This window comes from Flavobacterium ovatum (genome assembly GCF_040703125.1).
GTDB lineage: Bacteria > Bacteroidota > Bacteroidia > Flavobacteriales > Flavobacteriaceae > Flavobacterium > Flavobacterium ovatum.
Genome location: NZ_CP160035.1, coordinates 264,645 through 279,183, shown reverse-complemented (window position 1 = coordinate 279,183; position 14,539 = coordinate 264,645). Strand labels below are relative to the sequence as shown.

The window sequence follows — 14,539 nt, the reverse complement described above, 5'->3', positions numbered from 1 at the left end:
CTGCAAACTGCTTACTGAGCACTAATCACTCTCAAAGTATTCTTCACATCTTCAGCAATTCTTCTAGCTTCTTTGATATCAGAGTTCACAATCGTAACGTGACCCATTTTTCTAAAGGGACGGGTTTGTTTTTTACCATAAATATGTGGCGTCACACCGTTCCAACCTAAGATTGTTTCTATATTTTCATAAACCACATTTCCAGAATGACCTTCTTCACCAACTAAGTTAACCATGATTCCGGCTACCTTGCTTTCGGTATTTCCTAGTGGTAAGTCAAGTACCGCACGCAAATGATTTTCAAATTGCGAAGTATAACTCGCTTCGATTGAGTAATGTCCAGAGTTGTGTGGGCGAGGAGCTACTTCGTTGATCAGGATTTCATCGTCTTCCGTTTGGAACATTTCTACCGCTAGTAAACCAACGTGGTTAAACTGTTCAGAAACATTCAAGGCAATCGCTCTGGCTTTTTCAGCTACAGCATCATCAATACGAGCCGGGCAAATCACATATTCGACTTGGTTGGCTTCAGGATGAAATTCCATTTCTACCACAGGATACGTTTTGATTTCGCCTGATGGATTGCGACAAACAATCACCGCCAATTCGTTTTTGAACGGAATCATTTCTTCGGCAATACATTCTACATTCGGCATGTTTTCAAAGTCCGAGGTAGCGCGAATGACTTTCACACCATTTCCGTCATACCCAAATTCGGTACATTTCCATACAAAAGGAATCAATATTTCTTCCATTTCCACCGCATGTTGCAAGGCTTTCAAATCGGCAAAGCGAGTGTAAGGCGCTGATGGAATATTTTTTTGAACATAAAAATCTTTCTGAATTCCTTTGTTCTGAATCAAACGCAAAGTTTTTGGCGAAGGGTAAACAGGCAATCCTTCGGCTTCTAGTTTTTCTAGCGCTTCAAGGTTTACCAATTCAATTTCGAAAGTCAATACATCAACTTTTTTTCCAAAATTGTAAACGGTTTCAAAATCCATCAAATCCCCTTGAAAGAATTGATTACAAGCTACCTTGCTAGGTGCATCTTCGCTTGGGTCTAGAACATAGGTTTGAATGTCAAACTTACGAGTGTCAAATAATAACATTTTTCCAAGCTGTCCGCCGCCTAGAATTCCTAGTTTAAAATCAGAAGAAAAATAATTCATTTGTTTTAGTTATTGTTTATAAACGGTCAAATGCAGTAGCTGCGCTCGTGTCATTGTAGTATTGTTTGTTGTGGCAAAGATACTTTATATAGGTCAAATTGAAAAGTGCTATTTTATTTTCTTCAAAATATGCTTAGAAGCCGCTTTGTAACCCGCTGTATGTGTGCTAAAGTCTTTGAGTAGAATGGTATGTAGTTCGGGGTGAATCCAATCATATTCCTGACCCAAAAGAAACAAACAGCGCATGGCATACACTTTGGCGGCTACTTTGCAATCGGTAATTAGCCAGTCAAAATTGAGTTCAATCATTTCTTGTCGTTGCGAATCACTAAAATATATTCCGTTTTCAGCCTTTTTATAATGTGATTCTAGTAACAAAAACAGCACTTTGGCAAGCGGTCTTATGGCACTTTCATTGGTTAACAACTTGCTTTTCGAACAAATCAAAGGTAAGTGTTTTTGTAGCCATTCCAGTTTTTCATAGGAGATTAACTCCAGTGCCCAACAGGCTTTGTAATGGTCTGGGTTTTTAATTTCGAAACAAATTTTCATAAAATCGGCCAACAGTTCGGGATGTGAAAGTATATAGTCAGCCGTTTTTTGACGGCTGTTTTTGTAACCCGTTGTCGCTACAATAATTGTGGCTAATTCGTTCATTTTTTTCTGAATTGGCTTTAAAAATACAAATTAAGAATGAATTGCTATACTCAAATCCGAATTCTGTATCTTTGCGCATTATTTTAAAACGCAAAAATGATACAGCTACACGACAAAACCTTTGTGCCTTTTATTTCTGCTCAAGAAATAGATTTTGCAATCGCACAAATTGCAGCAATGGTTGAGAATGATTTCGTGGGCGAAATACCCGTTTTTATCGGTGTTCTCAACGGCTCGTTTATGGTCGTTTCCGATTTTATGAAACATTATCGAGGCGCTTGTGAATTGAGTTTTGTGAAAATGGCTTCGTATGAAGGCACTTCTTCAAGCAATGAGGTTAAACAACTTATTGGGATCAATCAAAATCTAGAAGGAAGAAGCGTCGTACTTATCGAGGATATTATCGATACGGGCAACACTTTGGTGGAGTTAAAAGCGATGCTTAAAGCACAAAACGTTAAGCATTTCAAGATTGCCACGCTTTTCTTAAAACCAGAAGCATACAAGCAAGATATAAAAATTGATTACATAGGCATCCGAATTCCAAACAAATTCATAGTAGGATTTGGACTCGATTACAACGAGTTGGGACGCAATTTGCCTGAAGTATATCAGTTAAACGAATAGAAATTAAAAATAATTACACGCACCACTATGATTAACATTGTTTTATTTGGGAAACCAGGAGCTGGAAAAGGAACTCAAGCCGAATTCTTAAAAGAAAAGTACAATTTGACACACCTTTCTACAGGAGATATTTTTCGTTTCAATATGAAAAATGACACCGATTTAGGGAAATTGGCAAAATCATACATCGAACAAGGTGGACTGGTTCCTGACGAAGTGACCATCAAAATGCTAGAAGATGAGGTGAATAAAAACCCACAATCATCAGGATTTTTGTTTGACGGATTTCCTAGAACTATCGCTCAAGCCGATGCTCTTGACGCTTTCTTGCAAACCAAAAGCTGGAGCATTACTGCAACGGTAGCCTTGGAAGCAGATGACAATATCCTTGTCGCTCGTCTATTAGAAAGAGGGAAAACTTCAGGAAGAGCTGACGATCAGGACGAAGAGAAAATCCGTAATCGTTACGACGAATACAATGAGAAAACAGCGCCGCTTATTGGTTATTACAAAGAACAAAACAAGTTTCAGTCCGTAAACGGAATTGGAACTATCGAAGAAATTACACAAAGGTTAACCCAAATTATTGATAATTTGTAATTCAAAAAAAGATTGTTGGATGTTTAAAGTTCTTATTTTTAACTTTAAGATTTAAACATTAGACTTTAAACAAAACATGGAAATACTCATCATATTTTTTCTGATACTGCTTAATGGAATTTTCTCCATGTCCGAAATTGCATTGATTTCAGCTAGAAAAACCCGATTAGAATCATCAGCCAAAAAAGGAAATCAAAGTGCTAAAATTGCTTTGAAACTAGCTAATTCTCCCAATGAATTTTTGTCTACAGTCCAAATCGGAATTACCTTAATTGGTATTTTGACGGGTATTTATAGTGGCGATAAAATCACTACAGATGTTCAAGTTTTTGTAAGCACTTTTGAAATCTTAGAACCCTATGCGCATTCGGTTGCTGTTGGAATTGTAGTGGTAATATTGACTTTTTTCTCTTTAGTATTAGGAGAGTTGTTACCTAAGAGAATTGGTCTTAATCACCCGGAATCAATTGCCAAAGCTGTGGCAATGCCTATGAAAATGGTTTCCATTGTTACAGCACCTTTTATTTGGTTATTGACAAATTCGACGGAGTTTTTATTGAATGTATTGCAGATTAAACCCTCCGCTGACGGTAGAGTAACTGAAGAAGAAATAAAAGCCATCATCAAAGAAGGTACGGAAGGTGGTGAAGTGCAAGAAATTGAACAAGACATTGTAGAGCGTGTTTTTCATATTGGCGATAGAAAAGTGAATTCGTTAATGACGCATCGTAAATCGGTTGTGTTGTTGCCTGCGAAGTCTAACAAATTTGAAGTAAGAACTAGTGTTATAGAAGAATTACATTCTATTTACCCTGTTTTTGGAGAAAATTACGATGATATTGTTGGAGTTGTCGAGTTGAAGAATATTTTTGCAACGATTGATGATGAAGATTTTAGTTTGCAAAATATTATGAACGATGCACATTATATGATGGAGTACACCTCTGCCTACAAAGCGCTCGAAAAATTTAAAAAATCGAGTATTCGTTACGCTTTAGTGTCTGATGAATATGGTGTTTTTCAAGGTATAATTACGTTGAATGATATTTTAGAAGCTTTGGTTGGTGACGCATCCGATTTTCATAAAGAAGAATTTCAATTGGTTGAAAACCCAGACGGAAGCTGGCTTGTGGATGGACATTATTCCTTACATGATTTTCTAACGTATTTTGAGCTAGATGAATTAATAAATGATTACGAAGTCACCACATTAAGTGGATTAATCATGACTGAGTTGACACACATACCCAAAGAAGGAGAAATCCTGATTTGGCAAAAAATGGAATTAACAGTCATCGATATGGATGGCGCAAAGATTGATAAGGTAATGGTGAGAAACATTACTCATTAAATAGGTTTCAAGTTTTAAGTTTCAAGTTTTGATGCGTGCGTCAAGAACTTGAAACTTGAAACAAATAAACCTGAAACAAACACAAACACATGACAGAAGGAAATTTTGTAGATTACGTAAAAATATTTGTTTCATCTGGTAAAGGTGGAAAAGGATCTACACACTTACATAGAGAAAAATTTATTGAAAAAGGTGGTCCAGATGGTGGTGATGGTGGACGTGGTGGTCACGTTTTCTTGGTAGGGAACAAAAGTTTATGGACTTTATTCCACCTTAAATTTGCACGTCATATAAAAGCTGGTCACGGTGGTGATGGTGGAGGTGATCGTAGTACGGGAGCTGATGGTGATGATAAATTTATCGAAGTGCCATTAGGAACGGTTGTAAAAGACAAAGAAACAGGAGAGATCCTTTTTGAAATTACAGATGACGGTGAAAAACAAGTACTATCTCGTGGTGGTAAAGGTGGATTAGGAAACTGGCATTTTAGAAGTTCAACCAATCAAACACCTAGATATTCACAACCAGGTTTGCCGGGAGTAGAAATGGATGTAATTTTGGAACTGAAAGTTCTTGCCGATGTTGGTTTAGTGGGTTTTCCAAATGCGGGTAAATCGACTTTGCTGTCTGTTTTAACTTCTGCAAAACCAAAAATTGCCGATTATCCTTTTACAACTTTAAAACCAAACTTAGGAATTGTAGCTTATAGAGATTTCCAATCTTTTGTAATTGCAGATATTCCTGGAATTATTGAAGGTGCAGCCGAAGGAAAAGGTTTAGGACATTACTTCTTGCGTCATATTGAACGTAATTCTACACTATTATTTTTAGTTCCTGTAGATACGCCAGACATCAAAGGAGAATATGATATTTTAGTTAATGAGTTGACTAAATACAATCCTGAAATGCTTGACAAAGAGCGTCTGTTAGTGATTTCTAAATGTGATATGCTAGATGATGAACTTAAAGCAGAACTTAAAGTAGAATTAGACGTAGCGTTTAAAGACGTTCCTTATATGTTCATCTCTTCAGTAGCCCAACAAGGTTTGACCGAGTTGAAAGACAAGCTTTGGAAGATGTTGAATGAATAAGTAAAACGGTTTTTGATATATTAAAACGGCTATTAATCCTAATGATTAATAGCCGTTTTTGCATTTAGTACAAACTACTGTTTATAAGTGTCAAATAAATATTCCAAAGTTTCAGGAATGTTATTCGCTTGCATTTTTGGATAAATAATGTTCATAGTGAGCCAATTTTCGATAATTTTTCCAAAATTATTGCCAACTTCATTCAAAACAGGAACTCCTATTTTTTTGAGAGCAGCCGCATTGCATTCTTGCTCGTAATGATTTTTGATAGGAATGGATAAGATTTTTTTGCCAAGATATAAAGCTTCGGCAGGAGTTTCAAATCCACCACCTGTGATGATTCCTTCACAACTGATTAAGCTCTTGTTAAATTGATTTTGATTGACAGGGAAATAAGTAATGTTACCAATAGTATGAACTTTTTCTACGGTATCCAAAAACCAATGAAATTGTACGTCAGGAATAGATTTAAATGCTTTTTCTAGGCAGTCTTTGTCAAAAGAAGGAAGGTAAACGGATATGTGACCTAGGTTTTGTGGAATAGTGTTGATAATCTCGTCTTTGATGATGGGAGGACGAATAAAAGAATCATAATTTTCAAAATGTAGTCCTAGGTTTTGAGGAGCAGGGGCATAGTTTTTAAAAATAAATTCTCCCATTATACTTCTTTTTTCAGGTCTCGGCGTATTAGCTGAAATAAAACTTGCTTGATGACCAAATTGGACTGAATGTACTTTTTGCATCTTACAAGCCAAAGCAGTAACCGAATCGAAATCATTAATTACAACGTCATAATTCTTTAGCGGTAAACTATCGGCATCTTTGTAGATTTGTCGAGGCCTGATGTTTTTTACAATGTTAGGGTAGTGTAAACCACCACATTTGCTATAATACAAACTACACCCTTTACTTTTGAATTTTACAGGTAAATTTAGGTCTAAACTGGCGTTGTTACCACTTAAAAAGAAATCTACTTCGCCAAATTTTTTGAGATAAGGATAGAGTTGTGTTGCTCTGCTAATGTGTCCGTTTCCAGTGGCTTGGATGGCATAAAATATTTTCATTTAGTTTTGATAATTGAAGCTAAAAATGTTTTTTTTGATTAAAAATTTAAGCTCTAAATTGATTCAACTAAAGTAAGTCCTGATTGTTAGGAAAAGGTTTCTTTAAGTTTTTATTACCGTTATGATTTTGAGTATCACTTTTATGATGGAGGTTCTTAAAAAAATAGAGAATACCAATAATATTTTTTTTATTTTTGAAGAATGAAAGGTATTTTAATTTTACTATTCCCTATGTTATTGTTGGCTCAATCAAATTTTGAGAAAGCCAAAGAATCTTTTGATATAGAAAAACAGGAACGTTTTCAGAAACAGTACGAACTAATTTTAAAAACTGATCCTGATAATGTAAAAGCATTAGAAGGATTGGGAGATATTGCCGGTTTCAATAAATCTTGGGACAAAGCGGTCCAGTATTATGGTAAACTTAAAACCGTGAAACCATCTGAGGCTAATTTTTATTATAAATATGGTGGGTCATTAGGAATGAAAGCACTTGAAGTAAATAAATTTAGAGCTTTAGGATTGATTGGAGATATTAAAAGCTCTTTTGAAAAAGCCATTCAGCTGGATTCTAGGCACATTGATGCCCGTTGGGCTTTAATAGAATTGTATCTTAAATTACCATCAATTGTAGGGGGGAGTGAGTCCAAAGCAATTGAATATTCCAATCAGTTATTAACGCTTTCAATAGTAGATGGCTATCTTTCTAGAGGTCATATTGAGGAATATTATGACCGATTTAAGTCAGCTGAAAATTATTATAAAAAAGCAATTACAGTAGGAGGTTCAAAACATTCTTATCAGACATTGGCAAATCTTTATAAAAATAAAATGGATGCTCCGGATAAGGCTCGTACAATTTTAGAACAGTACAAAGAAAAAAACACAGTGAATTGAAATTCGGTTCAATTCAATTGTAAAACTATTAAGAAAACAAATAAATGAAAACACATTTTATTGCCATAGGTGGAAGTGCCATGCACAATCTTGCTTTGGCTCTTTATAATAAAGGATATCAAGTTACAGGAAGTGATGATGCTATTTTTGAACCATCTAAATCACGTTTGGATAAAAAAGGAATACTGCCTGCTGAATTGGGTTGGTTTCCTGAAAAAATTACGCAGGATATTGAAGCGATAATTCTAGGAATGCACGCCAAAGCTGATAATCCAGAGTTATTGAAAGCACAAGAATTAGGTTTGAAAATATATTCTTATCCTGAATTTTTGTATGAGCAATCCAAAAACAAAACTCGCGTAGTCATTGGTGGGTCACATGGAAAAACAACGATTACTTCCATGATTTTGCACGTAATGCATTATCATAATATTGAAGTAGATTATATGGTGGGAGCACAACTGGAAGGTTTTGACACCATGGTACACCTTACTGAGAAAAATGATTTTATAGTTTTAGAAGGAGATGAGTACTTGTCTTCGCCAATTGATAGACGACCAAAATTTCATTTGTACCAACCCAATATTGCTTTGATTTCTGGAATTGCTTGGGATCATATCAATGTGTTTCCTACTTATGAAAATTATGTAGAACAGTTTGAAATTTTTATTGCTAAGATTACTAACGGTGGGATTTTAGTGTACAATGAAGAAGATCCTGAAGTAAAACGTGTGGCTGAAGCGGCTAATTGTCCAATTCGAAAATTGCCTTACACAACACCAAATTATAGAGTGGATAACGGAACCACTTTATTAGAAACTCCAGAAGGCGATATGCCAATTGAAGTTTTTGGTGCCCATAATTTGAATAATTTGGCTGGAGCCAAATGGATTTGTCAAAATATGGGAGTTGATGAAGCTGATTTTTACGAAGCCATCGCTAGTTTCAAAGGAGCTTCTAAGCGTTTGGAGAAAATAGCCGAAAGCAAAAGAAATGTTGCCTATAAAGATTTTGCACATTCTCCAAGTAAAGTAGCAGCAACAACTAAAGCAGTGAAAGAACAATATCCTGAGAGAACTTTGGTTGCTTGTCTAGAATTGCATACTTATAGCAGTTTGAATGCTGAGTTCCTGAAAGAATACGAGGGAGCTTTGGAATACGCAGATGTTGCCGTAGTTTTTTACTCGCCAGATGCAGTAAAAATCAAACAATTAGAAGAAGTAACTTATGATCAAATCGCAACTGCTTTTAATCGAAAGGATTTAATTATTTATACCAATCCAGATGAATTTAAATCTTATTTATTTGGGCTAAATTTTGATAATTCAGCTTTGTTATTAATGAGCTCAGGAAACTATGGTGGTTTGAATTTTGATGAGGTAAAAGGGTTAATGATTTAAGATTTTGTGGATATCAATATAAAGTTGTTGATTTATAGGAGTTTTTTACTTCTGAAATCAAAAAGCTTCAAACTTTAATATTTGTTGTATTTAGAAAGGTCTATAATTTATAAAATAAAAACAAGATGTGTTTTAAAAATCAGTAGTTTTATATTTAGCTAACTAAATGTTTTACAACTGATTTTTAATTTATGGAAAACAATCACTTCCCAATTACTCACTGGTCTGAGGACGATAGGCCTCGCGAAAAGTTAATGCTCAAAGGCAAAAGCGCTTTGAGTGATGCCGAATTAATCGCCATACTTATTGGCTCGGGAAGTAGGAATGAATCGGCAGTGGAGTTGAGTAAGCGTATTTTAAATTCAGTTGGAGGTAATTTAAATGCATTAGGTAAATTATCTTTAGCACAGTTAATCCAGTTTAAAGGTATTGGAGAAGCCAAAGCCATTTCCATAATTGCAGCCTTAGAATTAGGACGCAGACGCAGAGCAGAGGATGCGGTAGAGTTAATCAAAGTGACATCGAGCAAGTTAGTTTTCGAAATTATGCAACCCATCATTGGAGAGTTACCTCATGAAGAATTTTGGATTTTGTATTTGAATAATTCCAATAAAATTATTTCAAAAAGACAATTGAGTATTGGAGGGATCACAGGAACGCTAGTCGATGTGCGTTTAGTGTTCAAAAATGCACTTGAAATAGGTGCTGTGTCACTAATTCTTTGCCACAACCATCCTTCCGGAACATTAGTGCCCAGTGAAGCAGATAAAAACATTACAAGAAAATTGAAAACCGCAGGGGAAAGCTTAGAAGTTAAAGTTTTGGATCATTTGATTGTAACTGAGAATAATTACTTTAGCTTTGTAGATGAAGGTATATTTTAATTAATAATGGGAGTAAATACAATCACAGACGTCTTTTTTGATTTGGATCATACTCTTTGGGATTTTGATAAAAATTCTACTTTGGCATTTGAGCGTATTTTTGAACAAAGTCATCCTTTGGTCGAAATTGATTCTTTCATAAAAGAGTATATTCCAATCAATCAATCTTGTTGGAAGTTGTTTCAATATAATAAAATAACTCACGAAGAACTGCGTTATAATCGCTTAAAGCATTCTTTCGACGCCTTAAATTATTCAATAACAGATCAAGAAATTGACCGTATTTCAGATCAATATATTGAAATTTTGCCAGATCACAATCACCTTTTTGAGGGTGCATTTGAAATTTTGGATTATTTAAAATCTAAATATAAGTTGCATATTATTACAAATGGTTTTGCGGAAGTGCAATATAAGAAAATGAATAATGCCCAATTAACAAGCTATTTTACAACAATTACCAATTCAGAAATGGCCGGAGTTAAAAAACCAAATCCAGTTATTTTTGAATATGCTTTGAATTTGGCCAAAGCCAAAAAAGAAACTAGCATTATGATTGGAGATTCTTTAGATGCAGATGTGCAAGGTGCGTTGGATATAGGATTAGATGCAATCTATTTTAACGGAACAATTTCAGACAACGGATTGAACATCAAACAAATTACTCATTTATTAGAACTAAAACAATATTTATAAAAATAACAAACTGTATTCATGATCGTCATAAAAACAAAAGTGAGATGCAGCTGATCAACAACAATAAAATTAATATATAATATGAAAACTAAAATAGCTCTTTTCCTTTTTCTGATTACAAATTCAATAATAGCACAATCAATTAATGATTATGCAGCCGTAATTGTTCCCGTAAAGTTTGGTTTTCAAAATGAAGAAAATGAATATAGACTTTCTACAATTACCAAATATAATTTGGAAAAAGCTGGTTTTGTTGGTGTTTATTCAAACGTGAATTTTTCAAACGAATATCCGGATAGATGTAGTGTTCTTAATGTAGATGTTATTAAAGATTCCGGGTTTTTGACAACTAAACTATATGTTGAATTTAAGGATTGTTATGGAAAGGTAATATACACTTCCGAAGTTGGGAAAAGCAAGGAAAAAGATTTTGGAACAGCTTATAAAGAAGCTTTAAATGATGCATTTGAATCTATTAACAAACTAGAATACAAATACAATGGTAACACGACAGCTGCTAAAACACGACAAGTAGTTGCTAAATCTGAAGTTGTAAAAGAGGTGGTAAATAATATTCCAGCTTCATCTGTTATAGTTGTAAATACTAACGTTGAGGTACTTTATGCACAACCTACAGAAAACGGTTTTCAATTGATTGACAAAACACCAAAAGTAGTGATGAAGTTAATGAAAACAGGAAATCCAAATTCGTTCATCGCCATCAAAGGAGATGTTCAAGGGATTTTGTCTCTAAAAGACAATCAATGGGTTTTTGATTCCTATAAAAATAATGTTTTAGTTTCTGAAGTTGTATTGGTTAAGTTTTAAGTTAGTTTTTAGTCCAATGTCCTTAGTAGGAAGTCCGATGACGTAATCCAAACCTTTAACCTCATAACTCATAACTTTTAACTCAAAATTTAATACCCATACTTATCTTTCCAGCGGTTTTTTAGAAATTCTCGGGTTGTATTTTCTCGAGAATTTTGACCTGGATTATACAAAACAGTTTCAGATAATTCTGTTGGTAAATATTCTTGTACTTCAAAATTATTAGCATAATCGTGAGAATATTTATACTCATCACCATAGCCCAATTCTTTCATTAATTTAGTCGGCGCATTTCGCAAATGAATAGGAACCGATAAATCTCCCGTTTGTTTTACCAATTGTTGTGCCTGATTAATAGCCATATAACTCGCATTACTTTTGGGAGAAGTAGCCAAATAAACGGCACACTGACTCAATATAATTCTACTTTCAGGATAGCCAATTGTAGTGACCGCCTGAAACGTATTATTAGCCATAATTAAGGCCGTTGGGTTTGCATTACCAATATCTTCGCTAGCCGAAATAAGCATGCGTCTCGCAATAAATTTCACATCTTCGCCGCCTTCAATCATTCTGGCAAGCCAATAAACGGCTCCGTTAGGATCGCTCCCACGTATCGATTTAATAAAAGCCGAAACAATGTCATAATGTTGTTCGCCACTTTTGTCATACAATACCGTATTTTGCTGTACTAATTGCAGAACACGCTCGTTTGTAATTTTAATTTCGTCACCAGAGGAAGCATTTACGACCAACTCAAAAATATTTAATAGCTTACGCCCGTCACCACCCGAAAGGCGCATTAAGGCCTCTGTTTCAGTTAGTTCTATAGTTTTTGTCTGTAAATAAGGATCGGTTTTAAGTGCTCTTTCCAATAATGATAGTAAATCTTCTTTGGTAAACGGATTTAAAACATAAACCTGACAGCGAGAAAGTAAAGCGGGAATCACCTCAAAACTCGGATTTTCTGTCGTAGCACCAATCAAAGTAATCCAACCTTTTTCCACCGCTGCCAATAAAGAATCTTGTTGCGATTTGCTAAAACGGTGAATCTCATCAATAAACAAAATTGGGTTTTTGGTTGTAAATAAGCCACCACTTTGCTTCGCCTTGTCAATCACTTCTCGAATATCTTTCACGCCCGAGTTGATAGCACTCAATACATAAAACGGTCGCTTAGATTCCTGTGCAATGATTTGTGCCAAAGTCGTTTTTCCAGTTCCAGGAGGTCCCCACAGCAGGAGTGAAGGGATGAGCCCCCTCGATATTTGCTGTGTCAACGAGCCGTTTGGCCCCACAAGGTGCGCCTGACTGATGTATTCTTCTAAGGATTGTGGGCGTATGCGTTCTGCTAATGGTGCTTCCATTTGTTTAATCTGAGATAAAAATTCGTAATCCGTTCTTTAATCTGGATTTTGTAAAATTAAGGATTCTATTTTTAATTAGGAGCTGGGCTAAAAAGAAACTCCTGTCTCCATTAACGAATGAAGTAAAAAAGATAATTTGTTCCTGGAAGATATGACAAAATTGCACTAAATTGCCTTTGGATTCATTATTGATTCAATTGTGCTAAAAATTATTTATGGACAACGATTTTAAATACACCAATAGCGTTTGGGGATTGCCACTTTTTTTTGTGCTTTCGCTATGGATTGTCTATTGGCTCCAAATTCGTTTTGATTTTGATTTTTTTGACAACGGTATCTATCCACGTACTTTTTCGGGATTACAAGGCGTTATATTTAGCCCATTTATCCATTCCGATTTAAGCCATTTGTATAATAATTCTTTGCCTTTACTAGTTTTGTTGGCCGCCTTGCAATTTTTTTATGCCAAAGAATCAACTTCAGTAATCGTGCTTGGAATCCTGTTTTCAGGTTTAGGAACTTGGTTGATTGGTCGTTCTAGTTACCACATTGGCGCCAGCGGATTAATATATGTATTGTTTAGTTTTATTTTCTTCAAAGGAATTCGAACCAAATATTATCGACTTGTAGCCTTATCATTAACCGTTATTATGGTCTATGGCGGAATGGTTTGGTATGTTTTTCCTAAAGTAGATGAAGTCGTTTCTTGGGAAGGACATCTCGCAGGGTTAATCACAGGTTTAGCTTTGGCTTTTGTCAAAAAAACTCCCGAATATCACAAACCAATTAAGTATGATTGGGAAAGGCCAGAATATGATGCTACAGAAGATAAGTTCATGCAACGCTTTGATGAAAACGGAAATTTTGTCAATCCACCAATTCCAGAACCAGAGCCCGAGGAGTACTATTACTCCGATTGGAATGTGAACTATGAATTGATTAAAAACGAAAAAAACGAATCAGAACCGGAGTCCTAATTCGTTTTGTGCGTTTTTAAATATGAAATAAATTTGAAGGTCCAGGCTGTTCATCCTAAATCAAAAATCTCGCTAGCGACTAATTCGGTTTTATAAATCTGAAATCGATAATCGTTAATAAACAATCAAAAATATTTAGCTTCTTTGTCTCACCGCTTCATATAAAAAGGCTCCACATGCTACAGATACATTTAAAGAACCGATAGTTCCAAACATTGGCAACTTTGCTTTTTCATCTACAATTTTAAGAACAGATGGATTTACACCACGATCTTCAGAACCCATGATGATAGCAACTCCCTCTTTTAACGAAACGTCATATAAGTTTTTATCCGTTTTCTCAGTAGCAGCAACAGTTTTGATTCCGCTAGCTTGCAATAAGAAAATAGCGTCTTTGATATGCTCTACTTTACAAATCGGAATATTAAATACCGCACCAGCCGAAGTCTTGACAGTATCCCCATTTACAGGAGCTGAACCAGATTTCTGTACAATGATTCCGTTTACACCTGTACATTCAGCAGTACGGATGATAGCTCCAAAGTTACGAGCGTCAGATATTTGATCCAAAATCAAAAATAAAGGTGCTTTCCCGTTTTCTACAACTGTTTCAATCAAAGTTTCTAAGTCAAAAAAGGAAATAGGAGAGATGCTTGCCACCGCACCTTGATGATTGTTAGGTGTTAGTCGGTTTAGTTTTTCTACTGGAACGTAAGAGAAATTAATATTTCCACGTTTCATCACTTTCATTAAGTCTTTCATTAATTCGCCCGAAGCTTCTTTCTGAATATATACTTTATCAACTGTTGCTCCTGCTTGAATCGCTTCGATTATCGCTCTAATACCAAATATTTGATGTTCTTTTTCCATGGCGCAAAGATATAAAAAAAACCATCCTTTTTGTGGATGGTTTTTTTAAAATAACATTGGT

15 protein-coding genes are annotated in these 14,539 nt (G+C 35.1%); 10 read left to right on the top strand and 5 right to left on the bottom strand.

The genetic code is table 11. The features are described from left to right. Window positions 1–11 precede the first annotated feature (11 nt). The gene (locus tag ABZP37_RS01265) at window positions 12–1,169 is read right to left on the bottom strand and encodes a 5-(carboxyamino)imidazole ribonucleotide synthase (protein WP_366184952.1); all 1,158 of its coding nucleotides are present in this window, start codon (window positions 1,167–1,169) and stop codon (window positions 12–14) included. Between the two features lie 108 nt (window positions 1,170–1,277). Beyond that, window positions 1,278–1,826, bottom strand: coding sequence for a hypothetical protein (locus ABZP37_RS01260; protein ID WP_366184950.1), 549 nt, complete (start codon window positions 1,824–1,826; stop codon window positions 1,278–1,280). Between the two features lie 96 nt (window positions 1,827–1,922). Between ABZP37_RS01260 and hpt the strand changes: the two genes are divergently transcribed. The 4 genes from hpt to obgE all read left to right on the top strand — a co-directional run bounded on the left by hpt (window position 1,923) and on the right by obgE (window position 5,495). Further along, window positions 1,923–2,453, top strand: coding sequence for a hypoxanthine phosphoribosyltransferase (gene hpt / locus ABZP37_RS01255; protein ID WP_366184949.1), 531 nt, complete (start codon window positions 1,923–1,925; stop codon window positions 2,451–2,453). A gap of 27 nt (window positions 2,454–2,480) precedes the next feature. Beyond that, window positions 2,481–3,053 carry an adenylate kinase gene (locus ABZP37_RS01250; protein ID WP_366184947.1) on the top strand — a complete coding sequence of 191 codons (573 nt, stop codon included), beginning with the start codon at window positions 2,481–2,483 and terminating at the stop codon, window positions 3,051–3,053. A gap of 76 nt (window positions 3,054–3,129) precedes the next feature. After that, complete coding sequence (locus tag ABZP37_RS01245; protein ID WP_366184945.1) at window positions 3,130–4,404, top strand: hemolysin family protein; 1,275 nt, start codon at window positions 3,130–3,132, stop codon at window positions 4,402–4,404. 89 nt (window positions 4,405–4,493) lie between these two features. Beyond that, a complete protein-coding gene (obgE, locus tag ABZP37_RS01240; protein WP_366184943.1) occupies window positions 4,494–5,495 on the top strand; it encodes a GTPase ObgE in 1,002 nt (333 codons plus the stop codon). A gap of 74 nt (window positions 5,496–5,569) precedes the next feature. Here obgE and ABZP37_RS01235 read toward each other — a convergent pair whose 3' ends face one another. Next, window positions 5,570–6,559, bottom strand: a complete 990-nt coding sequence (locus ABZP37_RS01235; protein ID WP_366184941.1) for a glycosyltransferase family protein — start codon at window positions 6,557–6,559, stop codon at window positions 5,570–5,572. Between the two features lie 201 nt (window positions 6,560–6,760). Here ABZP37_RS01235 and ABZP37_RS01230 point away from each other — a divergent pair, with 201 nt between their 5' ends. From ABZP37_RS01230 to ABZP37_RS01210, 5 genes are all read left to right on the top strand, one after another. Then, a complete protein-coding gene (locus ABZP37_RS01230) occupies window positions 6,761–7,456 on the top strand; it encodes a hypothetical protein (RefSeq protein ID WP_366184940.1) in 696 nt (231 codons plus the stop codon). Between the two features lie 44 nt (window positions 7,457–7,500). Next, entirely contained in the window at window positions 7,501–8,856 is a 1,356-nt protein-coding gene (locus ABZP37_RS01225) for a Mur ligase family protein (RefSeq protein ID WP_366184938.1), read from the top strand. 191 nt (window positions 8,857–9,047) lie between these two features. Further along, entirely contained in the window at window positions 9,048–9,740 is a 693-nt protein-coding gene (gene radC, locus ABZP37_RS01220; RefSeq protein ID WP_366184936.1) for a DNA repair protein RadC, read from the top strand. 6 nt (window positions 9,741–9,746) lie between these two features. Next, entirely contained in the window at window positions 9,747–10,436 is a 690-nt protein-coding gene (locus tag ABZP37_RS01215) for a YjjG family noncanonical pyrimidine nucleotidase (RefSeq protein ID WP_366184934.1), read from the top strand. An 81-nt stretch (window positions 10,437–10,517) separates the two neighbouring features. Further along, the gene (locus tag ABZP37_RS01210; RefSeq protein ID WP_366184932.1) at window positions 10,518–11,264 is read left to right on the top strand and encodes a hypothetical protein; all 747 of its coding nucleotides are present in this window, start codon (window positions 10,518–10,520) and stop codon (window positions 11,262–11,264) included. Between the two features lie 89 nt (window positions 11,265–11,353). On the opposite strand, the gene ABZP37_RS01205 is transcribed toward ABZP37_RS01210, so the two are convergent. Then, window positions 11,354–12,631: a replication-associated recombination protein A gene (locus ABZP37_RS01205; RefSeq protein ID WP_366184930.1), complete on the bottom strand. Its 1,278-nt coding sequence runs from the start codon at window positions 12,629–12,631 to the stop codon at window positions 11,354–11,356. 215 nt (window positions 12,632–12,846) lie between these two features. Here ABZP37_RS01205 and ABZP37_RS01200 point away from each other — a divergent pair, with 215 nt between their 5' ends. After that, window positions 12,847–13,608: a rhomboid family intramembrane serine protease gene (locus tag ABZP37_RS01200; protein ID WP_366184928.1), complete on the top strand. Its 762-nt coding sequence runs from the start codon at window positions 12,847–12,849 to the stop codon at window positions 13,606–13,608. A 135-nt stretch (window positions 13,609–13,743) separates the two neighbouring features. Here the strand turns inward: ABZP37_RS01200 and rlmB are convergent, their stop codons facing one another. Next, entirely contained in the window at window positions 13,744–14,478 is a 735-nt protein-coding gene (rlmB, locus tag ABZP37_RS01195) for a 23S rRNA (guanosine(2251)-2'-O)-methyltransferase RlmB (RefSeq protein ID WP_366184927.1), read from the bottom strand. Window positions 14,479–14,539 lie beyond the last annotated feature (61 nt).

Excerpts from the sequence above, each read along its gene's own strand:
- ABZP37_RS01265 (WP_366184952.1), bottom strand. The coding sequence starts at position 1,169 with ATGAATTATTTTTCTTCTGATTTTAAACTAGGAATTCTAGGCGGCGGA.
- ABZP37_RS01260 (WP_366184950.1), bottom strand. The coding sequence starts at position 1,826 with ATGAACGAATTAGCCACAATTATTGTAGCGACAACGGGTTACAAAAAC.
- hpt (WP_366184949.1), top strand. The coding sequence starts at position 1,923 with ATGATACAGCTACACGACAAAACCTTTGTGCCTTTTATTTCTGCTCAA.
- ABZP37_RS01250 (WP_366184947.1), top strand. The coding sequence starts at position 2,481 with ATGATTAACATTGTTTTATTTGGGAAACCAGGAGCTGGAAAAGGAACT.
- ABZP37_RS01245 (WP_366184945.1), top strand. The coding sequence starts at position 3,130 with ATGGAAATACTCATCATATTTTTTCTGATACTGCTTAATGGAATTTTC.
- obgE (WP_366184943.1), top strand. The coding sequence starts at position 4,494 with ATGACAGAAGGAAATTTTGTAGATTACGTAAAAATATTTGTTTCATCT.
- ABZP37_RS01235 (WP_366184941.1), bottom strand. The coding sequence starts at position 6,559 with ATGAAAATATTTTATGCCATCCAAGCCACTGGAAACGGACACATTAGC.
- ABZP37_RS01230 (WP_366184940.1), top strand. The coding sequence starts at position 6,761 with ATGAAAGGTATTTTAATTTTACTATTCCCTATGTTATTGTTGGCTCAA.
- ABZP37_RS01225 (WP_366184938.1), top strand. The coding sequence starts at position 7,501 with ATGAAAACACATTTTATTGCCATAGGTGGAAGTGCCATGCACAATCTT.
- radC (WP_366184936.1), top strand. The coding sequence starts at position 9,048 with ATGGAAAACAATCACTTCCCAATTACTCACTGGTCTGAGGACGATAGG.
- ABZP37_RS01215 (WP_366184934.1), top strand. The coding sequence starts at position 9,747 with ATGGGAGTAAATACAATCACAGACGTCTTTTTTGATTTGGATCATACT.
- ABZP37_RS01210 (WP_366184932.1), top strand. The coding sequence starts at position 10,518 with ATGAAAACTAAAATAGCTCTTTTCCTTTTTCTGATTACAAATTCAATA.
- ABZP37_RS01205 (WP_366184930.1), bottom strand. The coding sequence starts at position 12,631 with ATGGAAGCACCATTAGCAGAACGCATACGCCCACAATCCTTAGAAGAA.
- ABZP37_RS01200 (WP_366184928.1), top strand. The coding sequence starts at position 12,847 with ATGGACAACGATTTTAAATACACCAATAGCGTTTGGGGATTGCCACTT.
- rlmB (WP_366184927.1), bottom strand. The coding sequence starts at position 14,478 with ATGGAAAAAGAACATCAAATATTTGGTATTAGAGCGATAATCGAAGCG.